At 70.9% G+C, this 21304-nt stretch carries 21 protein-coding genes and 1 tRNA gene; 13 read left to right on the top strand and 9 right to left on the bottom strand.

Features of this window, described 5'->3' with window-relative positions; translation table 11 throughout:
- Window positions 1–27 precede the first annotated feature (27 nt).
- The 3 genes from HHX30_RS22740 to HHX30_RS22730 form a co-directional block, all read right to left on the bottom strand.
- The gene (locus HHX30_RS22740; RefSeq protein WP_169984000.1) at window positions 28–351 is read right to left on the bottom strand and encodes a rhodanese-like domain-containing protein; all 324 of its coding nucleotides are present in this window, start codon (window positions 349–351) and stop codon (window positions 28–30) included.
- A 75-nt stretch (window positions 352–426) separates the two neighbouring features.
- Window positions 427–1305: an Fpg/Nei family DNA glycosylase gene (locus tag HHX30_RS22735; RefSeq protein WP_169983999.1), complete on the bottom strand. Its 879-nt coding sequence runs from the start codon at window positions 1303–1305 to the stop codon at window positions 427–429.
- Window positions 1306–1327: 22 nt separating this feature from the next.
- Window positions 1328–1933, bottom strand: coding sequence for a TenA family protein (locus tag HHX30_RS22730; RefSeq protein ID WP_169983998.1), 606 nt, complete (start codon window positions 1931–1933; stop codon window positions 1328–1330).
- A gap of 43 nt (window positions 1934–1976) precedes the next feature.
- On the opposite strand from HHX30_RS22730, the gene HHX30_RS22725 reads away from it, so the two are divergent.
- A complete protein-coding gene (locus tag HHX30_RS22725; RefSeq protein WP_169983997.1) occupies window positions 1977–2627 on the top strand; it encodes a GPP34 family phosphoprotein in 651 nt (216 codons plus the stop codon).
- Between the two features lie 151 nt (window positions 2628–2778).
- On the opposite strand, the gene HHX30_RS43350 is transcribed toward HHX30_RS22725, so the two are convergent.
- The gene (locus HHX30_RS43350; protein WP_310741789.1) at window positions 2779–4026 is read right to left on the bottom strand and encodes an LCP family protein; all 1248 of its coding nucleotides are present in this window, start codon (window positions 4024–4026) and stop codon (window positions 2779–2781) included.
- A gap of 255 nt (window positions 4027–4281) precedes the next feature.
- Here HHX30_RS43350 and HHX30_RS22715 point away from each other — a divergent pair, with 255 nt between their 5' ends.
- Window positions 4282–5757: a hemolysin family protein gene (locus HHX30_RS22715; RefSeq protein ID WP_169983996.1), complete on the top strand. Its 1476-nt coding sequence runs from the start codon at window positions 4282–4284 to the stop codon at window positions 5755–5757.
- Entirely contained in the window at window positions 5754–6758 is a 1005-nt protein-coding gene (locus HHX30_RS22710; RefSeq protein WP_169983995.1) for a hemolysin family protein, read from the top strand. Before HHX30_RS22715 ends, HHX30_RS22710 begins: the two co-directional genes overlap by 4 nt.
- Window positions 6759–7104: 346 nt before the next feature.
- Here the strand turns inward: HHX30_RS22710 and HHX30_RS22705 are convergent.
- Window positions 7105–7190, bottom strand: a tRNA-Leu gene (locus HHX30_RS22705).
- Window positions 7191–7346: 156 nt separating this feature from the next.
- Between HHX30_RS22705 and HHX30_RS22700 the strand changes: the two genes are divergently transcribed.
- The 7 genes from HHX30_RS22700 to pknB all read left to right on the top strand — a co-directional run bounded on the left by HHX30_RS22700 (window position 7347) and on the right by pknB (window position 16152).
- Window positions 7347–8087 carry a DUF3662 and FHA domain-containing protein gene (locus tag HHX30_RS22700; RefSeq protein ID WP_169983994.1) on the top strand — a complete coding sequence of 247 codons (741 nt, stop codon included), beginning with the start codon at window positions 7347–7349 and terminating at the stop codon, window positions 8085–8087.
- A gap of 17 nt (window positions 8088–8104) precedes the next feature.
- Entirely contained in the window at window positions 8105–8569 is a 465-nt protein-coding gene (locus HHX30_RS22695; protein WP_169983993.1) for an FHA domain-containing protein, read from the top strand.
- Complete coding sequence (locus HHX30_RS22690; RefSeq protein WP_169983992.1) at window positions 8566–9840, top strand: Stp1/IreP family PP2C-type Ser/Thr phosphatase; 1275 nt, start codon at window positions 8566–8568, stop codon at window positions 9838–9840. Before HHX30_RS22695 ends, HHX30_RS22690 begins: the two co-directional genes overlap by 4 nt.
- Before the next feature lie 26 nt (window positions 9841–9866).
- Entirely contained in the window at window positions 9867–11213 is a 1347-nt protein-coding gene (locus tag HHX30_RS22685; RefSeq protein WP_169983991.1) for an FtsW/RodA/SpoVE family cell cycle protein, read from the top strand.
- Window positions 11210–12664, top strand: a complete 1455-nt coding sequence (locus HHX30_RS22680) for a penicillin-binding protein 2 (protein ID WP_169983990.1) — start codon at window positions 11210–11212, stop codon at window positions 12662–12664. The genes HHX30_RS22685 and HHX30_RS22680 overlap by 4 nt, the downstream gene beginning before the upstream one ends.
- A 7-nt stretch (window positions 12665–12671) precedes the next feature.
- Window positions 12672–14165 (top strand): serine/threonine-protein kinase, encoded by a 1494-nt coding sequence (locus HHX30_RS22675; RefSeq protein ID WP_169983989.1) that lies wholly within the window; start codon window positions 12672–12674, stop codon window positions 14163–14165.
- A 67-nt stretch (window positions 14166–14232) separates the two neighbouring features.
- The gene (pknB, locus tag HHX30_RS22670; RefSeq protein ID WP_169983988.1) at window positions 14233–16152 is read left to right on the top strand and encodes a Stk1 family PASTA domain-containing Ser/Thr kinase; all 1920 of its coding nucleotides are present in this window, start codon (window positions 14233–14235) and stop codon (window positions 16150–16152) included.
- Window positions 16153–16325: 173 nt separating this feature from the next.
- Here the strand turns inward: pknB and HHX30_RS22665 are convergent, their stop codons facing one another.
- The gene (locus tag HHX30_RS22665; RefSeq protein WP_169983987.1) at window positions 16326–16904 is read right to left on the bottom strand and encodes an aminodeoxychorismate/anthranilate synthase component II; all 579 of its coding nucleotides are present in this window, start codon (window positions 16902–16904) and stop codon (window positions 16326–16328) included.
- A gap of 195 nt (window positions 16905–17099) precedes the next feature.
- Between HHX30_RS22665 and HHX30_RS22660 the strand changes: the two genes are divergently transcribed.
- Entirely contained in the window at window positions 17100–17345 is a 246-nt protein-coding gene (locus HHX30_RS22660) for a cell division protein CrgA (protein WP_169983986.1), read from the top strand.
- 136 nt (window positions 17346–17481) lie between these two features.
- Here the strand turns inward: HHX30_RS22660 and HHX30_RS22655 are convergent, their stop codons facing one another.
- Window positions 17482–18216, bottom strand: a complete 735-nt coding sequence (locus tag HHX30_RS22655) for an SDR family oxidoreductase (protein WP_169983985.1) — start codon at window positions 18214–18216, stop codon at window positions 17482–17484.
- Between the two features lie 110 nt (window positions 18217–18326).
- On the opposite strand from HHX30_RS22655, the gene HHX30_RS22650 reads away from it, so the two are divergent.
- Entirely contained in the window at window positions 18327–19061 is a 735-nt protein-coding gene (locus HHX30_RS22650) for a TetR/AcrR family transcriptional regulator (protein ID WP_169983984.1), read from the top strand.
- On the opposite strand, the gene HHX30_RS22645 is transcribed toward HHX30_RS22650, so the two are convergent.
- Complete coding sequence (locus HHX30_RS22645; protein ID WP_169983983.1) at window positions 19054–19920, bottom strand: rhomboid family intramembrane serine protease; 867 nt, start codon at window positions 19918–19920, stop codon at window positions 19054–19056. The genes HHX30_RS22650 and HHX30_RS22645 overlap by 8 nt on opposite strands.
- A gap of 121 nt (window positions 19921–20041) precedes the next feature.
- Window positions 20042–20575, bottom strand: coding sequence for a peptidylprolyl isomerase (locus HHX30_RS22640; protein WP_311922722.1), 534 nt, complete (start codon window positions 20573–20575; stop codon window positions 20042–20044).
- A gap of 247 nt (window positions 20576–20822) precedes the next feature.
- Between HHX30_RS22640 and HHX30_RS22635 the strand changes: the two genes are divergently transcribed.
- The gene (locus tag HHX30_RS22635) at window positions 20823–21215 is read left to right on the top strand and encodes a hypothetical protein (protein WP_249350320.1); all 393 of its coding nucleotides are present in this window, start codon (window positions 20823–20825) and stop codon (window positions 21213–21215) included.
- Window positions 21216–21304: the final 89 nt, after the last annotated feature.

Below are 21304 nucleotides of genomic sequence, written 5' to 3'. Positions count from 1 at the left end.
GATTATGACACTTCTTTGACCGTTTTCCTATGCGACGTAGGGCGTCCCACCGGCTTCGCTGACCATCGGGCGCCCGGCGGCGGCCCACAGCTGCATGCCGCCGTCCACGTTGACGGCGTCCCTGCCGATGTGGTTGAGCCACATCGCGGCGTGCGCCGACCGTCCGCCGACGCGGCAGACCACGTACACCGGGCGGTCGTGCGGCACCTCGTCCACCCGCGCCTGCAGCTCGCCGAGCGGGATGTGGACGGCGCCGGGCGCGTGGCCGGCCACCCACTCCTCGTTCTCACGGACGTCGAGCAGGTACGCGTCGTCGGGCAGGGCGTCGGGGGTGATTTCCGGCAATGTCATGCGCCCATTGTGGCCGCACCCCGCCGATGCCCGGGCCCATGCCGGAAGCTGTGACCCACGGTGATCCGCTGGGCGCTACTTCAGGAGGCGGGACAGCCGGCGGTCGGCCAGCGGCTTGCCGCCGGTCTGGCAGGTCGGGCAGTACTGCAGCGACGAGTCGGCGAACGACACCTCCCTGATCGTGTCGCCGCACACCTCGCACGCCTCGCCCGTACGGCCGTGCACGCGCAGGCCCGACTTCTTCTCCGACTTGAGGTCCTTGGCGGCCAGCCCCCTGGCCCGGCCGACCGCGTCCCGCAGCGTGCTCACGATCGCGTCGTGCAGGTCGGCGACCTGGCCGTCCGTCAGCGTCCCGGCGATCTTGAAGGGGGACATCTTCGCGACGTGCAGCACCTCGTCGGAGTAGGCGTTGCCGATGCCGGCGATCACCTTCTGGTCCCGCAGCAGGCCCTTGATCTGCGCCCGGCTGCCGCCCACGATCGTCTTCAGCACGCCCGGCGTGAAGTCCTCCGCCAGCGGGTCGGGCCCGAGCCCGGCCACGCCGGGGACGTCCCCGGGATCGCGCACCACGTACACCGCCAGGCGCTTCTGCGTGCCGGCCTCGGTGAGCTCGAAGCCGGGGGCGCGGCCGTCCTCGCCGGGCGACAGCCGTACGCGGACCGCGAGCGGGCCCTTGCCCGGCCGCACCGGCCGCGCGCCCGTGAGGTCGTCGCGCCAGCGCAGCCAGCCGCCACGCGCCAGGTGGGTGACGAAGTGCAGGCCGTCGCAGTCGACGTCGAGGAACTTGCCGTGCCGCGTCACGCCGGTGACGAGCAGCCCGGCGAGCGCGGCGACGGGCGGGTCGACGGTCTTCAGGGCCTGGAAGGCGGTCACGTCGACGCCGACGACGGCATGGCCGACGGCGTGCTCGCGGAGGAACTCGGCGAGCGCCTCGACCTCGGGCAGCTCCGGCATGCCCTCACACTAACCCGCTCCGTCAGGGGACGTCCCAGAACGCGAGCTCGTGCTCCATACCCCGGACGAACAGCTCCCGGGCGCGTGCCGGGTCGGGAGCCGCCTCGTCGATCATGACGGCGATGCGCGCGGAGAGGGCGGCGAATCCGGGATCGGCGTAGGTGTCCACCCACGCCTTGTACCGGGGCTCGGCGGGCGGGTCGGCGGCCAGAATCCGGCCGAGTGTGGAGTAGCCCCACATGCAGGGGTAGAGCGCGGCCAGGCCTTCCGCGTAGTCGGCGGCCGACTCCAGCAGGAACGAGGTGTACGCCGCGCAGGCCGGGCCCTTCACCGCGCCGTCGAGGTCGGCGCCGAACTCGGCCGACAGCGACCGGTGCAGGTCCAGCTCGTCGTGCCAGGTGGCGTACGCGAGATCGACCAGGTCGCCGAGGTGGGCGTCCGGAGCCTGCCAGGCCAGCCGGCTGAACACCCGGACGTAGTCGAGCAGGTACAGGTAGTCCTGCTCCAGCCACGACCGGAACACCGGCTCGGGCAGGTCGCCCGCCGCGATGCCGCGTACGGTCGGGTGCGCGAGCTGGGCGTCCAGCATCGGCCGCCCGATGGCGTGCAGCTCGTCAGATATTCCCATAAAGGCACATTCTGGCCTGGATCGGCGCGTTACGCTCGATCACGTGACACTGACGATCGCCGAGGAAGTGCTGCTGCTGGCCTACCGGGAGGACACCGGCAAGCCGATGATCGGGTCGCTGGAGCTCGACTGCGCCTTGGCGGGTGCTCTGCTCGCGGAGCTCGCCATACGCGGACGTGTCGGCTTCGACGGCAAGAAGCTGCGGGTCGAGGACGGCGCCCCGCTGGGTGACGAGGAACTGGACGCGACGCTGTCCCGGATCATCGGCGAGGCCAGGCGGCGCGACGCCAGCTGGTGGGTGGGCAAGCTACGCATGGGCAGGCTGCGCAAGCGGCTGCTCACCCGCCTGGCCGCCCGGGGCGTGCTGAGCGAGCAGGAGGGCAAGATCCTGGGGATCTTCCCCACCACGCGCTATCCCGAGCTCGACCCGCGCCACGAGCAGGGCGTGCGGGAACGCGTCCAGAACGTCCTGACCGGGGCCGAGCCCGACGAGCGGACGGCGGTGCTGTTCGCGGTCATGCACGCGGCCAAGCTCGACCGCAAGGCGTTTCCCGATGCGCCGAAGGACCGGATCAAGGAGATCGCCCAGGGCCAGTGGACGGGCGAGGCGGTCCGCAAGACGATCGCGTCCGTGCACGCCGCCGTCGTCGCGGCCACGACCGCCGCGGCGGTCGCCGCCTCCGCCGGAGGCTGACCCGGGCGGAATCAGGGGCCGACCCTGCCGGAACCGGGGGCCGACCCTGCCGGAACCGAGGGCTGACCCGGGCGGAACCGGGGGCTGACGCTCGTGCCGCGCACGCCGCGCGCTCATGTCAGCGGCCGGGCGCGTCGCACGGCCGCCGCGGCTACTTGGTGATCACGTCCTTGGGGACCTGCTTGTCGGCGGCGAGCGCCTCGAACAGGCGCAGCGCCTTCTGCGTGTCCCACTTGACCACCGCCTGGCCGCCGATCGTCGGCAGCGAGCCGACCGGCACGGCGGTGGCGACGGGTCCCTCACGCATGGCCAGGCCGACCGACAGCAGGTCGAACAGGCCGGTGCCGGGGTCGACGGCGACCGAGTCGGCCGCGTTCAGCGCCAGCGGGACCGAGGTGAACGGGTTGATCAGCGTGCCCGGGCTCGCGGCCTTCTGCACGACGGCCGAGAAGAACTGACGCTGCCGCTGGGTGCGCTCGAAGTCCGGGATGGCGCCGGTGGCCCGGGTCCGGACATAGCCGAGCGCGGTGCCGCCGTCCATGTCCTGGCAGCCCTTCTTCAGGTCGATCCCGGCCTTCGGATCCTTGATGTCCTGCTTAACGCAGATGTTGACCCCGCCGACCGCGTCCACGATGCCGACGAACCCGCCGAAGCCGATCTCCATGTAGTGGTCGATCCGGATGCCGGTCACCCGCTCGACCGTCTTGGACAGGAGCTTCGGCCCGCCGAAGGCGTACGCCGCGTTCAGCTTGCCGCTGCCGTGCCCCTCGATCGGGACGTACGAGTCGCGGGGCAGGCTGACCAGGGTCGGCCGGCCGCTCTCGGGGATGTGCAGCAGCATCATCGTGTCGGTGCGCTTGCCGACGGCCTTGCCGGTCGCGAGCTTCCTGCGCTGCGCCGCGGTCAGCCCCGCCCGGCTGTCGGACCCGACCAGCAGCCAGTCCTCGCCCGGCGTCTCGGCGGGCCGTCCGCTGTAGTCGGTCAGCGACTCGACCGGCTTCAACCGGGACCCGATCCAGAAATATCCGGCGACGGCGGCGACGAGCAGGAGCACGACCAGCACCACGACGACCCGCAGGACGGTCCTGCCGGTCCGCCGCGGCCCGCGGCCACCGCCGCGCACGGCCCCGTCGCGGCCCCTCGGCCCGCCGCCGCCACCGTGCGGGGCGCCGTCCCGGTCCCCGGCCTCGTGCCCGCTCCCGCCGAGCGGGCGGATCGGACTGTCGCCGGAGCGCGGCTTGCCGTACACCTTGGAGCGGGCGCGGGGGACCGTGTCCTCCCTGCCGGACCCCGCCGGAGCGGCCGGAGCCTCCGCACGGGGCTGTGCCGCCGGAGGCTGTGCCGCCGAAGGCCGGGCCGTACGGCGGTACGCGCGGGTCGCCTCGTCCTCGTCGGCCACCTGAACCCCCAGCCCCTCAGCGTCCTTGCGCCTGCTTTGACCGCAGCGGCCGAAGTCTTTGCCGATGCGCCCCCTTCTTCACGGTACCCAGACGCCCTCTAAGCAGTCAGTAAAGGCTGCCGGGAAACACAGGAGAAGTTCCAGCCGTTACGGTGGTATACCACCACGCGAAAGGATCGTCGTGTCCGTTTCGGACCCCTGGAGTACCTGCCCGTGCCCAGGCACGGGATCTCATGATCGCACGGCGGGCGCCCGATGAGCGCCGCCCTCGGCCTTCTGGCCGTGCTGCTCCTGACCCTGGCCACCGGATTCTTCGTGGCGCAGGAGTTCGCCTTCGTCGCCGCCGACCGCGGCACCCTCCGCGAGCAGGCCGCGGCCGGGGACGACGCCGCACGCCGGGCCCTCGACATCACCGGACGCCTGTCGTTCATGCTCTCCGGCGCGCAGCTCGGGATCACCGTCACCACCCTGCTGGTGGGTTTCATCGCCGAGCCCGCGATCTCCGACGTGCTGCGCGGTCCGCTCGAGGCCGCCGGGCTCCCCGGTTCGGTCGTTCCCGGTGTCGCCGTGGCGCTCGGTGTCGCGATCGCCACGATCGTGCAGATGATCCTCGGCGAGCTCGCCCCCAAGAACCTCGGCATCGCCCGGCCCGACGACGTCGCGAAGTTCCTCTCCCGCCCGACGCACGTCTACCTCGTGGTCGCCGGGCCCGTCATCCGCTTCTTCGACGCCTCGGCGACCAGGCTCGTGCGCCTGTTCGGCATCGAGCCCGTGGAAGAGCTCGAACACGGCGCCACCCCCGAGGAGCTGTCGCGCATCGTGACGGAGTCGGCCGCGGCGGGCGAGCTGCCGCCCCGGCTGGCCGACATGCTGGAGCGGGCGCTGGAGTTCGGCGACCGCACCGCCGAGGACGTCATGGTCCCCCGCCCGCGCGTGGTCTCGCTGCGCGCCGAGTGGCCGGTCGCCGAGTTCCTCGACGCCCTGCGTATGCACGGTCACTCCCGTTACCCGGTTCTCGGCACCGACGCCGACGACGTCGTCGGGGTGGCCGGGCTGCCCGAGTATCTGAGGGCCGGCGTTCCGTCCGACGGGCTCGTCGGGGGCGTCACCCGCGCGCCGCTGCTCGTCCCCGCGACGCTGCCGCTGCCCGAGCTGCTGCGGCGGATGACCTCCGCGGGTGAGACGTTCACCTGCGTGATCGACGAGTACGGCGGGCTGGCCGGCGTGGTGACGCTGGAGGACCTGGCCGAGGAGCTCGTCGGCGAGCTGGTGGACGAGAACGACCCCGAACCGCTCGGCGTGGTACGCCACGGCGACGACGTCTGGGACGTGCCGGGCACCCTCCGCCTCGACGAGGTCGAGCGCGCGACGCGCGTCCGGCTGCCCGAGAGCGAGGACTACGAGACCGTCGCCGGGCTCGTCCTCGCGCTCCTGGGCCGGATGGCCGAGCCCGGTGACCGGGTCGTCTCCCCCCTCGTGCCCGAGCCCCACCTCTTCGACGACGAGGAGGGGGAGGACGCCGAGCGGGCCGTGCTCACCGTGCTGAGCGTGCGCCGCCGCGTCCCCGAGTGGGTGCGGGTGTCGACGGAGACGTCCGCGGTGGAATCGGCGGAGGCGCCCGAGGAGGAACGGCCGGAGCGGGAGAAGGCCCGCAGCGCCGCCCGCGACCCGGGCGGCGCCGACTACGCCACCGAGCTGTTCTCCGCGCTGTTCCAGGGCAGGCCCGCATGAGTTCTCTCACCGGCATACTGATCGGCATCGTGCTGCTGGCCGCCAACGGGTTCTTCGTGGCGGCCGAGTTCGCCTTCGTCTCGGCCCGCAGGCACCGGCTGGAGGAGGTCGCCGGCAGCGGCGGCCGGCTGGCCAAGGTCACGGCCCGCGCCGCGGTCAGAGGCGGGCGCGAGCTGTCGCTCATGCTCGCCGGGGCGCAGCTCGGCATCACCCTGGCCTCCCTGGGCCTCGGCATGGTCGCCGAGCCCTCCATCGAGCACCTGATGGAGCCGGTGCTCACGCTGCTGCCCGAGTCGCTGCGCACGCCCGTGGCGTACGTCGTGGCGCTCGCCCTGGTGACGTTCCTGCACATGGTCGTGGGCGAGATGGCCCCCAAGTCGCTGGCGCTCACGCATCCCGAGCGGGCGGCGATGGGACTGGCGCTGCCGTTCCGCGGCTTCGCCTGGGTCGTCCGCCCGATCCTGGCCGTGCTGAACGCGCTGACCAACGGCATCCTGCGGCTGGCCGGCGTACGGCCCCGCGACGAGCTGGCCACCACCCGCACGCCCCGCCAGCTCGCCATGCTGGTCGCCGAGTCGGGCCGGATGGGCATGCTCGACCGCGACGAGCACGACCTGCTCACCCGCGCGCTGCGGGTGCACTCCCAGCCCGTCGAACGGCTGATGGTGCCCGTCGGCGAGGCGCCCTCGGTGCCCGCGAACGCCGACGACCTGCTCGTACGCCGGACGGCCGCGCGCGGCGGGAGCCTGCGCATGCTGGTCGTCACCCCCGACGACGTGGTCGGCGTGCTCCACGTGCGCGACTCGGTCATCCAGCCGGGCCGCCGGGCCGGCGAGCTGGCGACCCCCGTCCCCCGCATGGCGAAGAACACCACGATCTCCGACGCGGTGACTCTGCTGCAGGAGGCCCGGGCCCAGCTCGGGCTCGTCACGGACGCCGGCGGCACGCCCGTCGGTGTGATCGATCTCACCACCCTGGTCGGCGAGCTGCTCGTCGCCTGACGGGCACGGGGACGTCTCTCACTGCGAGACACCAATGCTCACGAACTGGGACAGACGGTAAAGGTCGCCGCATGCAAGTGTGTGGAAAGTGGTTTGAAAGGCGGCGTCCGGAGAATGTGCAGTGCGCGCGGAGGGGGCCCCGATCTTCGGGGCCCCCTGCGCGCGACACGCACACGAGGCCCGTGCCGTACGGGCCGGGAGAGGAGGCCGGACGTGAAAGCTTCGCTTGCGACCAGGCGAGGCGCGTCATCCGGCCAGGGGTTCCAGGGGGTTGCCTCCCTGGACGGCACAAAGAGAAAGCCCCGCTGGAAGGAAGCTTCGCTTCCGGCCACACGGGGCTGCTTTCTGGTGGGCAAGGGGGGAGTTGAACCCCCACGTCCTCTCGGACACACGGACCTGAACCGTGCGCGTCTGCCATTCCGCCACTTGCCCTTGCGGTTGGCCCCATCTCTGGGTGCCTGGAAAGGTTAGCACGTATCCGCCCGTGCTTACGAACCCGGATACGATCCTTCTAAACGACGATGCGAAGGAGCTCAGTGCAGCACCGGAGCGATCGCGACCGTAGTGGCAGTGGAAGGGAGGTATCCGGTGGGAGTCCTTCAGCGCTTCGAGCGCAGGCTCGAAGGGTTGGTTGAAGGTGCCTTCGCTCGGGCGTTCAAGTCCGATCTCCAGCCGGTCGAGGTTGCCAGCGCCGTGCAGAGGGAGATGGACGAGCGCGCCGCGATCGTCGCTCAGGGTCGCACGCTCGTGCCGAACGACTTCGTGGTGGAGCTGTCGACGACCGACAGCGAACGGCTGGAGGTGTACGCCGACAGCATCAGCCATGAACTGGCCACTCTCGCGAGGGAGTACGCCAAGGAGCAGGGCTACTCGTTCGTCGGGCCGGTGCGGGTGCGGTTCGAGACCGCCGACGATCTCGCGGTCGGGCTCTTCCGCATCCGGTCGGGGGTGATCCGCGGCGCGACGGTGGAGCAGGACGAGATCCGTCAGCCGCCGAGCGACGTACCCGCCGGCCGCCCCAGCGCGTTCCAGGGGCGTCCCCGGCTGCTCGTCTCGACGCAGGACGACCCCCAGGGCCAGCGGTCGTACGAGCTGACCACACCGGTGACGCTGCTCGGCCGCGGAACCGATTGTGATCTTCGGCTGGTGGATCCCGGCGTATCACGGCATCATGCCGAGCTAAGAGTGGAAGGGCCGCAGGTCGTGCTCGTGGACCTGGGGTCGACCAACGGCACCTTCGTCAACGGCCAGCCTGTCCGCAGGGTCGAGATGCAGGACGGGACGAGGGTGACCCTCGGCCGCACGACACTGGTGTTCAGGCGCGATTAGAGGTAGACAGACGGTCCATGTCCGAGCTAACGCTGCTGCTGATCCGGCTCGCCTTCCTGGCGGTGCTGTGGTTCTTCGTGATCGCCGCGGTCGGCGTCATCCGGACAGACCTGTTCGGTCCGCGGACGGCCCCCGCGCCCGCACGCAAGCCGGTCAAGCAGTCCCGACCGGTTTCCAAGCCCAAGAAGGGCGAACCCCGCCAGCTGATCGTCACCGGTGGTCCCCTGCAAGGGACCATCATCAACCTCACGGAGACGCCAATCACCATCGGCCGGGCGAACGACGCCACGCTGGTTCTCAGCGACGACTACGCTTCGAGCCGGCACGCCCGGCTCTTTCCTCAGGACGGCCAGTGGATCGTGGAGGATCTCGGCTCCACGAACGGCACGTACCTCGAACGCTCGAAAGTGACCCGCCCGACCCCGGTGCCCCTCGGAGTTCCGATCCGCATCGGCAAAACCGTCATCGAATTGCGCAAATGACCATCGCACTCCGCTACGCCGCTCGCTCGGACGTCGGACTCCTCCGTGAAGGCAACGAGGACTCGGCGTACGCCAGCGGCCGCCTGCTTGCCGTCGCCGACGGCATGGGCGGGCATGCCCACGGCGAGGTGGCCAGCTCGGTCGCCATCGCCGCACTGTCGTCCCTCGACAGGGACGCCTCCGGTGGTGACCTGCTCAACGCCATCGAGGCGGCCGTCCGGGACGCCAACCACCAGTTGCACGCGATGGTGGCCCGTGACCCGAGCCTCAAGGGCATGGGCACCACCCTCACCGCGATGCTCTGGAGCGGTGCACGCTTCGCGCTGGTCCACGTGGGTGACTCCCGCGCGTACCTGCTCAGGAACGGCGAGCTGTACCAGATCACGCACGACCACACGCTGGTGCAGTCCCTCGTGGACGACGGGCGGATCACGCAGGAGGAGGCCGCCAACCATCCCCAGCGCTCGATCCTGCTGCGCGCGCTGGACGGGAGCGGCGAGGTCGACCCCGACCTGCAGGACCGGGAGGCCCAGGTGGGCGACCGTTACCTGCTGTGCTCGGACGGCCTGTCCACCGTGGTCAGCGCCGAGACCCTGCACCACACCCTGACCACGATCGACGATCCCGAGGACGTCGTCCGGCAGCTCATCGACCTGGCCAACCGGGGCGGCGGGCCGGACAACATCACCTGCGTGGTCGCCGACGTGATCGAGGTGGACGACCTTCAGCCGCCGCTCGGAGTGGCGGCGGTCGTGGGCGCGGCCGGTTCCGGCCGGGGGCGCTCCGCGCCGCCGGACACCCCGGCCGGCCGGGCCGCCACCGTGACCGCGCCACAACCGGTGATCACGGACGACGACCTGGACGACGAACCCGCGCGCGAGGCCCAGGCCTCCGCGCGGCGTTCGCGCAAGCGCCGGTCGGGCCCGAAAGTGGCCGCCGGGGTGCTGGTCGTCGCCGCCGCGCTCGGGGCCGGCGGCTATTTCGGCTACGAGTGGACCCAGAGCCAGTTCTACGTAGGCGTCAAGGGGGACGAGCTCGTCGTCTTCCAGGGCGTCGACGCGGAGGTCGGGCCGGTGTCCTTCAAGAAGGTCGCCTACACCGACCACCTGCGCGTCTCGTCGCTGCCGGCCGTTCAGCAGGACCAGGTCCGCAGCGGCATCCCGGTCGACGACCTGCAGGCCGGGATCACCAGGATCAAGAATTTCGGCGCCTCGGCGGCCCCCACGCCGGACACCGAGGCGACGCCGACCCCCACGAGGTCCAGTAAGTGACTGCTGTCGAAGCCACGCCCGTACCGATGACCGCGAAGAGGCGGGGGGCCCAGCTGGGCATGCTCGCCTTCGCCGTGCTGATCGTGATGGGCGCGTACGCCGGCGTCGGGCTCGGGATCAACGGCAAGGTCCCGTCCGGCATGCTCGGCTACGGCCTCGGCCTCGGCGGTCTGATGCTCGCGGCCTACCTGGTGCTGGCCAAGTGGGCGCCATGGGCCGATCCTCTTCTGCTTCCCCTCGTGACGCTGGTCAACGGCATCGGCCTGGTGATGATCTACCGGATCGAGCTGGCCGGCGAGAAACTCGCGTCGGCGGCCAACCAGCTCATGTGGACGGCGCTCGGCGTGGTGATGTTCTCCGCGGTCCTGATCGCGTTGAGAGACCACCGCGTCTTGCAGCGCCTCACCTACACCGCCGGCTTCGCCGGGCTGGGCCTGCTGGTGCTCCCCATGCTGCCCTTCATCGGCAGGGAGATCAACGGCGCGCGCATCTGGGTCGGCGTCGGCCCCTTCAGCATCCAGCCCGCCGAGTTCGCCAAGCTGGCCCTGGTCGTCTTCTTCGCGGGCTACCTGGTCGCCAAACGCGACGTGCTGGCCCTCGCGGGCCGCCGCCTGCTGTTCATCGACCTGCCCCGGGCACGCGACCTCGGTCCCATCCTCATCACCTGGGTGATCAGCCTCGGCGTCCTGGTCCTGCAGAAGGACCTCGGCAGCTCGCTGCTGCTGTTCGGCGCGTTCATCGTGATGCTGTACGTCGCCACCCAGCGCACCTCCTGGGTGCTCATCGGCATCCTGCTGTTCGTCGGCGGCGCCTTCGTCGCCGGGCAGATCTTCAGCCACGTCGAGGCCCGGTTCGACGTCTGGCTGCACGCGGAGGACCAGAGGCTGTACACGGCCGTGGGCGGCAGCGAACAGCTCATGCAGGGCCAGTTCGCGATGGGCTCGGGCGGCATCCTCGGCACCGGGCTCGGGCAGGGCTACCCGTACAGGATCCCGCTGTCGTTCTCCGACTTCATCTTCCCGGCGGTGGGCGAGGAGCTGGGCCTCACCGGTCTGATGGCCATCCTCATGGTCTACGCGCTGATCGTCGAGCGGGGGCTGCGCACGTCGCTGGCGGCCCGCGACCCGTTCACCAAGCTGCTCGCGGGCGGCCTGTCGTTCATCCTGGCCTGGCAGGTGTTCATCATCGTCGGCGGCGTGACCCGGCTGATCCCGCTGACCGGTCTCGTGACGCCGTTCATGTCCGCCGGAGGCTCGGCCCTGCTGGCCAACTGGATGCTCATCGCCCTGCTCGTACGGATGTCCGACGCGGCCCGCCGGCCGCCGCCGCAGGCGATCCAGGACGAGGGGATGACCCAGGTGATGCAGCGATGAACAGCCCGCTCAAGCGTGTCGCCGTGGCCTGCCTGCTCATGTTCGGCCTGCTCATGGCCAACGTGACGTATCTCGGCGCGGTGCGGGCCGAGGGGTTGCGCAACGACTCCCGCAACGTGCGCATGCTGTACGGCCGCTACAACGTCGACCGCGGCTGGATCACGGCCGACAACGGCAAGACCACCCTGGCCAAGACGGTGGACACCGGGGACAAGCAGTTCCGGTTCGAGCGGGAGTATCCGCTCGGCAAGCCGTTCACGCACGTGGTCGGCTGGTTCGCGCCGGAGAGCGCCGCGGGCATCGAGGCCGCGATGAGCCGCTACCTCGACGGCAGCCACCCCGACCTGGTTGTGCGCCGGGCCATCGACATGGTCAGCGGCAAGCCCGCCAAGGGCGCGAGCGTCGACCTCACGCTGAACACCAAGGCCCAGGAGATCGCGTACAAGGACCTGGCCGGCACCGGCAAGCGCGGCGCGGTCGTCGCGCTCGAACCGAAGACCGGCAAGATCCTGGCGATGGTGTCGGTGCCGTCGTACGACCCGAACCCGCTGGCAGTGGCCAACAAGGCCGAGGTCAACAAGGCGTACAACAAGCTGGACAAGGACGGCGACAAGCCGCTGCTCAACCGGGCCATCAACCTGACGTTCGCCCCGGGGTCCACGTTCAAGACCGTGACCGCCGCGGCCTATCTCAGCGACGACGAGTCGCGTGACGAGAACACGCAGGTCGACGCGCCCGACTCGCTGCCGCTGCCGGGCACGAACATCTCGCTGCCCAACTACCACGGCGAGTCGTGCGGCGGCCGGGCGACGCTGGTCGAGGCGCTGACGATCTCCTGCAACACGCCGTTCGCCATCATGGGCATGGACGTCGGCTACGACAAGCTCAAGGAGCAGGCCGAGAAGTTCGGGGTCGGCCAGCCGCTGGAGATCCCCCTCGACGTCGCGGCCAGCGACATCGGCCCGGACGAGAGCAAGGCCGCCCTCGCCAAGACCGCGATCGGGCAGCAGAGCAACCAGATGACCCCGCTGCAGATGGCGATGGTCGCCGCCGGGATCGCCAACCAGGGCACGGTCATGAAGCCGTACCTGGTCAACAAGATCATGGCGGACGGCTCGGAGATCGACGGGACCGACCCCGACGAGCTGGACGAGGCCGTCAGCCCCGAGGTGGCCGGCGAGCTGACCAAGATGATGGTCAACGTGGTGGAGCGCGGCACCGGCGGCGCGGCCAGGCTTCCCGGGATCACCGTGGCCGGCAAGACGGGCACGGCGGAGACCCTGCCGGGCAAGCCGTCGCACGCGTGGTTCATCTCCTTCGCCCCGGTCGACAACCCGAAGGTCGCCGTGGCGGTCTTCGTGGAGTCGGGCAGCGCCGGCAACGACGCCACCGGCGGCGCGGTCGCCGCGCCGATCGCCCACGACGTCATGCAGGCGGTGCTGGGACAGTGACGGACACATGAACGAAACGGTGCTCGGCGGGCGATACCGGCTGACCTCCCCCATCGCCGCGGGTGGCATGGGCGAGGTCTGGCGGGCCGACGACGAACTCCTCGGCCGGGAGGTGGCGATCAAGCTGCTCGGCCGCCACGTCGCGGACGACGCCACCTTCCGTGACCGGTTCCGCTCCGAGGCCAGGATCACCGCCGCCCTGACCGACCCCGGCATCGCCCAGGTCTTCGACTACGGCGAGACCGACGGCCTCGCCTACCTCGTGATGGAGCTGGTGCGGGGCGAGCCGCTGTCGGCCATCCTCACCCGCAACGGCGTGCTCGGGCCGGACGTCACGCTCGACATCGTCCAGCAGACCGCCCGGGGCCTGTACGCCGCGCACCGGGCCGGAGTGATCCACCGCGACGTCAAGCCCGGCAACCTGCTCGTCACCGAGGACGGGCAGGTGAAGATCACCGACTTCGGCATCGCCCGCGCGCTGGAGGCCGCACCGCTGACCGCGACCGGCCTGATCCTCGGCACCGCCCAGTACGTGAGCCCGGAGCAGGCGTCCGGCACGACCCTGACCCCGGCGAGCGACATCTACTCGCTCGGGGTGGTGGCCTACGAGTGCCTCGCGGGCCGTCCGCCGTTCACGGCGGAGACCCCGGTGGCGCTGGCGCTGCGGCATCTCAACGACACGCCCCCGCCGCTGCCCGGGACCGTGCCCGCGCCGGTGGCGGCTCTCGTCATGGCCATGCTGGCCAAGGACCCCGCCGCGCGGCCGGAGACCGGGCCGGTGCTCCTCGACAGGGTGCGGGTGCTGCGTGAGACGCTCGCGGGCACGGCCGCCCCGGCGGCGGTCCTCGGCTCGCTGACCGACCCCAGGGGCTTCCCCGCGACCGGTGGAGCGGGCCGCACCGCCGCGGCCGCGCCCGGGCTGACGGCACCCCTGAGCCGGCAGCCGGGCCAGGAAACCTCGCGTCCCGGCGCCACCGCCCCGCTGGGGCCGGCCCCGGCCGCCCCGCGTACGGCTCCCGCGGGCGTCCCCGACGCCCGTACGCGGCGCCCGGGCGGTCCCGACGGGCCCGTCGGCGGGCGGCGCCGCCGTCCGGCGACCCTGCTCCTCGCGACGGCCGGCTGCGCGGCCGCCGTCGGCATCGGGGTTCTGGCCTTCACCGCCGCCCGGACCGGCGATGCGCCGCCGGACCCGGGCGAGACGGCCGTGCCCGTCACACCGTCATCCTCGCCGTCGCCATCGCCGTCGTCGGCACGTACGCACAGGTCAGAGGTTCCGCGGACGCATCGGCCGTCTGCTGTGGCGACGTCGGCCGAGCCGAGCGCCGTTCCGTCGGCTACCGTAAGCAGGTCGGCACCACCCACAACCCAGTCGCCCACACCCGCTTCGTCCCCGACCTCGACCCCGACTTCGACGTCCACCTCGGCCCCGGAAACCGATGAGACTCCGCTCCCGACGGAAGCCCCACCCGACGACACGAACCCTCCGGATGAGGGGGCGTGATGAGGAGATGGGTCGATGATGGAGACCGGCGGCACCCCAAGATGAACGGCAAGGGACAGTGCAGGAAATGACTCAGCCACGACTTCTCGGCGGACGCTACGAGCTGGATGGCGTCGTGGGGCGTGGCGGCATGGCCGAGGTGTATCGCGCCCGGGACATCCGCCTGGACCGTATTGTCGCCATCAAGACGCTCCGCTCCGACCTCGCCAGGGACCACACCTTCCAGGCGCGCTTCCGGCGTGAGGCGCAGTCCGCCGCCTCGCTCAACCACCCGTCGATCATCGCCGTGTACGACACCGGCGAGGACATGATGGACGCCACCCCCGTGCCGTACATCGTGATGGAGTTCGTCGACGGGCGGACGCTGCGCGACCTGCTGCGCGCCGACCGGCGGCTGCTGCCCGAGCGGGCCATGGAACTGGTGGACGGCATCCTGCGGGCGCTGGACTACAGCCACCGGGGCGGCATCGTCCACCGGGACATCAAACCGGCCAACATCATGTTGACGGTCAACGGCGAGGTCAAGGTCATGGACTTCGGCATCGCCCGGGCGATGGCCGACTCCGCCGCCACGATGACCCAGACGGCCCAGGTGATCGGCACCGCGCAGTACCTGTCCCCCGAGCAGGCCCGCGGCGAGCGCGTCGACGCGCGCAGCGACATCTACTCGACCGGCTGCGTGCTGTACGAGCTGCTCACCGGCCAGCCGCCCTTCACCGGCGACTCCCCCGTGGCGATCGCCTACCAGCACGTGCGGGAGGACCCCATCCCGCCGTCCCGGATCGATCCCGAGATCCCGCAGTGGGCCGACGCGATCGTGCTCAAGGCGATGGCCAAGGACCCGCTCCACCGCTACCAGAGCGCCACGGAGATGCGCGGAGACATCCAGCGGGCGCTGTCCGGCATGCCGGTCGACCCGCAGACGATGGCGATGGCCACCCAGCAGTACAACGGGTACGGCGGGGCGGACCGCACGCGGACGATGGCCACGGCCGGCGGCGGCGCCATGACCCAGAACACCCGCGCCATCCCCGACTACGAGTACGCCCAGGAGGAGCGCGGCGGCAGGTACGACGGGCGGCGGCGCAGCAACGGCGGCGGCAACAACGCGCTGAAGACGGCCCTGTGGATCCTCATCCCGCTGCTGGTGATCGGCGCGATGATCGGCGTCGGCTACGCGTTCCTCGGGTCCGGCGGCTCCTCCACGGCCGACAAGGTCGAGGTGCCGTCGGTGACCAACCAGAACAAGGCCGCGGCCGAGCAGGCGTTGAAGGCGGCCGGGTTCAAGGTCGCCTTCGGGCCGGAGGAGTTCAACGGCGACGTGCCCAAGGGCGCCGTCGTGAGCACCGATCCCGCCGGGGGCGAGCAGGCCGACCCGGGGTCCACGGTCACCGTCGTCGTCTCCAAGGGCCAGGAGAAGGTCGCCATCCCCGAGACCGTGCTCGGCAAGTCGCCGGAGGAGGCGAGGGCCGAGCTGGAGGCGATGGGGCTCAAGGTCAGCATCGTGCCGAAGGCCTCCAGCAAGCCCCAGGGCCAGGTGTTCGACACCAAGCCCAAGCCGGGTGAGAAGGTCGAGAAGGGCGCCCTGGTCACGCTGTACGTGCCCAAGGAGATGACCGAGCTCCCCGCCGTGGTCGGGCAGACGCTCGACGACGCGAAGCAGACCCTGGAGGGGTCCGGCTTCAAGGTCAGGGTCCAGGAGCGGCCGAGCGACGTGGTGCCGCAGGGCAACGTGATCGACCAGTCGCCTCAGCCGGGGACCAAGCTCAACCCCGGCACCACGATCACACTGACGGTCTCCAGCGGCCCCTCGCAGGAGCAGCCGCCGACCCAGCAGCCGACCGGCGACACGCCGACGGACGGCACCGGTGACGGCACCGGCGGCGACGGCACGGGAACCGGCGGCGACGGCACCGGTGACGGTGGGGGCGACAGCGTCCAGGTCGGCCCTCCCGGAGAGGGCGGGGACAACCCGTTCGGCAACTGACGACACGAGCGGACGGCGGTCATCGCGAGGCGGTGGCCGCCGTCGGCGTTTCCGGGGGCCCGCCGGGAACGGCGCACGGCGTACGGCGCACGCGGACATGAGGAAGGGCTTCCGCCACTCGGGGGCAATGGCGGAAGCCCTCACTCATGTAGTCGTGCCGAGAGCGGAAAGCGTTACACGATCTGCGCGAGCCAATTTCCGAGCAGCCGGTGGCCGTGCTCGGACACGACCGACTCGGGGTGGAACTGCACGCCCTCGACGGGCGCCCCGCGGTGGCGCAGGCCCATGATGACGCCGTCGGGGGTCGTGGCCGTCACCTCCAGCGGGTCCGGCACGGTTCCGGGGACCACGGCGAGCGAGTGGTAGCGCGTCATCGTGACCGGCGAAGGGAGCTCCCGGAACACCCCCCGCCCGTCGTGGGAGATCAGGCTGGTGCGGCCGTGCATGAGCTCCGGCGCGCGGTCCACCACGGCCCCGTACGCCACGGCGATGGCCTGGTGACCGAGGCAGACTCCGAGCAGCGGCAGGCCGCGCTCGGCGCAGTGCCGTACGAGGGGCACCGACACCCCGGCCGCCTCCGGCGTGCCGGGCCCGGGAGACACGAGCACGGCGTCGAAGCCGTCGGCGTCGTCCACGACGACGTGGTCACGCGGCCGTACGTCGCAGTCGGCGCCCAGACCGCGCAGATACTGCACGATCGTGTGCACGAAGCTGTCGTGATTGTCGACCACGAGCACCCGGGTCGGGCTCATAGGTGTCTCCCGCTTCACCGGCGTGGCTGGGCGTGCAGAGCGGAAATCGGACTTTCAGCGTACGGCAATCCCTCGTGGGGGATCGCCCGGCAGGGTCCGGGCCGACTATCCTTGCTCGGGACTTCATCGCCACAGCGATTACGCTATTGACACCAGCCCGCACGACCGCGCGGGTACCCACCAGGAGACACTCCCGTGCCCAAGTCGAAGACTCGCAAGAAGGCCGTCTACACCCCGCCGCAGAAGGCGCAGACGGTGAAGGTCAGCCCGCGTTGGCTCGCCCCCGTCATGGTGGCCACCTGGATCATCGGTATCGCCTGGATCGCGGTCTACTACATCGCGCCGAACGTCCCGGGGATCTCCAGCCTGCAGAACTGGAACCTGCTGATCGGGTTCGGGCTCATCATCGTCGGCGTCGTGCTGTCGACCAAGTGGCGCTAGGGCGCTCCTGCGCTTTCCCAAAAACTTTCCACAGTCTTTATCCACAGCCTGTGGGCAACTCGTGACCGACGGGTGCCGGCCACCCAGCGGACGCCTGTGACCCTGGCATGCCCTGGGCCCGCGCGTCCCGCGGGCGTCAGACGATGCCGCCGTTGGCACGCACGACCTGCCCGTTGACCCAGTGCCCCGCGGGGCTCGTCAAGAAGGCGACGACCTCCGCGATGTCCTCCGGCGTGCCGAGCCGTTCCAGCGGGGGCTGCTTGGCCATCCGCTCGATCGTGGCCTCGTCCTTGCCCTCGAAGAACAGTTCGGTGGCGGTCGGGCCGGGCGCGACCGCGTTGACGGTGATGTCCCGCCCCCGCAGTTCGCGGGCGAGCACGAGCGTCATCGCCTCGACGGCGCCCTTGCTGGCGACGTACGCGCCGTAGTTGGGCAGTTGCAGGCCCACGACGGACGTGGACATCGTGATGATCGCGCCACCGTCGCGCACGCGGCGCGCGGCCTCCCTCGCCATGACGAAGGTGCCGCGGATGTTGGTGCGGTGCAACGCGTCCAGGGCGGCGAGGTCGAGATCCGCGATCGGGGACAGCGACAGGCGTCCCGCCGCGTTGACGACGACGTCGATCCCGCCGAAGGTCTCGTCCGCCGTGTCGAACATCGCCGCGACCGCGTTCTCGTCCGCGACGTCGGCCTGCGCCGCGAACGCCCGGCCGCCCGCCGACGTGATCGCGTCGACCACCTCGGCCGCGGCCGAGGCCGCTCCCTGATAACCCACGACGACGGCGAGACCGCGTGCGGCGAGCGTTGTGGCGACGGCCCGGCCGATCCCACGGGAGCCGCCGGTGACGACGGCCACGCGCTGGTCACTCATCACGAACCTCCTCATCTATCGTCGATAAGCATTCTGCATATCGACGTTACGAGTGAAACGTTAGCACGGTCGGCGTATCGCCGCTAGCGAAGTTTCGTATCATTGGTTACATGGCAGGTGCGGACACCCTACGCGCGGCGATGATCGAGGCCGCCGAGAAGCAGCTCGCGGCGTCATCCGACAACGACATCGCCACGCGGGCGGTCTGTGAGGCCGTCGGCGTGACCCAGCCCGTGCTATACCGGCTGTTCGGCGACAAGCGGGGGCTCCTCGACGCCGTCGCCGACCACGGGTACGAGCGCTACGTCGCACTCAAGGCCGCACAGGAGCAGACGGCCGATCCGGTGACCGACCTGCGGGCCGGCTGGGACGGCCACATGGCGTTCGCGCGGGACAACCCGGCCCTCTACCAGCTCATGTTCACCCCACGGCCGTGGTCCCACTCCACGGCTCGCGACCGGGTGTTCGACCTCCTGGAGGCCACGCTCGTACGGTGCGCGGCGATCGGCGCGCTGAAGGTCGAGCCGCGCGTCGCCGCCCGGCTGATCCTGTCCGCGAGCGTCGGCACCGCTCTCGATCACATCGCCAGTCCGGAGTGCTTCGACGATCCGGCGCTGTCGCATCGCATGCGTGACGCCGTGTTCGGGCACGTGCTCACCGAGACGACCCCACGCGAGGACGGCGACCCCCTGCGCGAGGACGGCGACCCCCTGCGCGAGGCCGCGCTGCGCCTGCGCGCGCAACTCGCCCTCGCCGGCACCGGAGCACTGGAGCCGGTCGAGACCGCCCTGCTGCTGCGCTGGCTCGACCGCATCACGCAGGGAGCCCCGGACACCGTCAGGTGAAGGCGCCCTCCAGGCGCAGGCCGTACGGCGGGAGCATGGTGACGAGCAGGACCAGCGCCACCAGCACGGCCACGGCGATGCCGAACTGCACGATGGCGCGGTTGCGGCGCGGCGCGTAGGCGAAGCCCGCCGCGACGATCGCGCCGGTCACGAGCCCGCCCAGGTGGCCCTGCCAGCTGATGCCGGGCACGACGAACGTCAGCACCACGTTGATGCCGATCAGCCAGAGAACGCCACGCGCGTCGTACCCGAGCCTGCGGGCCACCACGAACAACGCGCCGAACAGGCCGTAGATGGCGCCGGAGGCGCCGACGGCCGACGTGCCGAACAGGTAGATGGCGACCGAGCCGCCCAGCGCCGACAACAGGTAGAGCGTGGCGAACCGGCCCGAGCCGAGCCTGCGCTCCAGTTCGGGGCCGAGGGCGTAGAGCGCCCACATGTTGAACAGGATGTGCCAGAAGGACGGCGGCGGGGCGTGCAGGAAGGCACTGGTGATCAGCCGCCACCACTCACCCAGGTGGACGCCGAGCGACCACATCGCGAACCGCTGGACGACCTCGTCCGGGCGCAGGACCTCGGCCGCGTACGCGAGCACGTTGAGCACCAGCAGCGTCCACGTGACGCGGGGCGTGGCGACGGCGGCGCCGCCGAACGTGGCTTGGGCCTGCCGCACCTCCCGGTTGCCCTCACGGACGCACTCGGGGCACTGGTGACCGACCGCCGCATCCCGCATGCAGTCGGGGCAGATCGGGCGCTCACAGCGCTGGCAGCGGACGTAGGTCTCGCGGTCGGGGTGCCGGTAGCAGGTGGGTACGGCTTGCGCCCCCGGCTGCGGGGGCGGCGGAGGCTGGGAGGTCATGGGGTCCTTTCCTGGCGTGTCCCTGTGCGGGGGAGCGCATCCACGAGCCAGCCTATAAGCCGGAAACGCCCCGGCCGCGCGTTCGCTGCGGCCGGGGCGCCGGGGATCGGACGACGCGGCGTCAGGACCGCTCGATGGTGACCTCTTCGAGCACCACGTCGTTCACCGGGCGGTCGTTGCGGCCGGTGGGGGTCTTGGCGATCGCGTCGACCACCTCGGTGCCCTCGATCACCTCGCCGAAGATCGTGTGCCCCTGGTTGAGGTGCGGCGTCGGCGCGACGGTGATGAAGAACTGGGAGCCGTTGGTGCCCTTGCCGAACCGCTTGCCCGCGTTCGCCATGGCGAGCAGGTAGGGCCGGTTGAACTGGTTCTCCGGGTGGATCTCGTCGTCGAAGTCGTAGCCGGGCCCGCCGATGCCCTGGCCGAGCGGGTCGCCACCCTGGATCATGAAGCCGCTGATGACCCGGTGGAAGATCGTGCCGTCGTAGAGCTTGACGTTCGTCTGCTTCTCGCCGGTCTCCGGGTGAGTCCACTCCCGGGTGCCCTCGGCGAGTTCCACGAAGTTGCGCACGGTCTTCGGCGCCTTGTTGGGGAAGAGCTGGACGCGGATCGTGCCGTGGTTCGTGCGCAGATTCGCGATGAGGTTGTCAGCCACGAGGGCCGCCCCCTTTGTCTGATCGTGTTTGTTGTCCGTGAACAGGGTATCGAGCATGCCTTCAAGCACTGCTCGTGATTGAGCCGCGACCATCCGGGAAGGGGTCGTTCCGGGGCCCCGTCGATTGGGGAGGTTGATCGTGTCCCTGACAATGAACAGAAGGCGCCGCGCCGAAGTGGTCATCCCGCAGACGTGGCTGAGCAGGATGAGAGACCAGGCGAGGAGAGCCGGTGGCCGGATGAGCCCGATGGCGGAGACCGCCCGGGATCTCGCGACGCACCGGATCGAGGACGCCAGGGTCTGGGCGGCGCCGAAGCTCGACCAGGCGGCACAGTCGGTCGAGGAGCAGATCGCGCCGATCGTCAGCGCGTTCCTGACCGAGATGGCCCGCCGCATCGACGTGTCCAGCACCAAGAAGACGCGCCGGCGCTGGCCGGTCCTCGCGTTGCTGAGCGGCGTCGCGATCGGCGCGGTCGGTGTGGCGATGTACCGGAACAACGCCCAGCGCTGGACCGAGACGATGCGGGAGAGCATGCGGCACACCGGATCCGACGCCAGCAAGTGGGTCGGAGACAAGGCCGAGGAAGTCGGCGAGAAGGCCGACAAGGCCGCCGACGAAATCTCGGGAAAAATGCCCTAGCTCATCCCTCACAGCCACCCAGTACGGCCGGCGTCCCCCACGCCGGCCGTACTGTGTTTCCCGCTTCGCTCATCGGGGCGCTCAGTGTT

This window comes from Microbispora sp. H10836, assembly GCF_012999525.1.
In the GTDB taxonomy this organism is placed as follows: Bacteria; Actinomycetota; Actinomycetes; order Streptosporangiales; family Streptosporangiaceae; genus Microbispora.
Note: the sequence above shows the minus strand (reverse complement) of the source record. Positions and strands in the feature narration are given on the sequence as shown.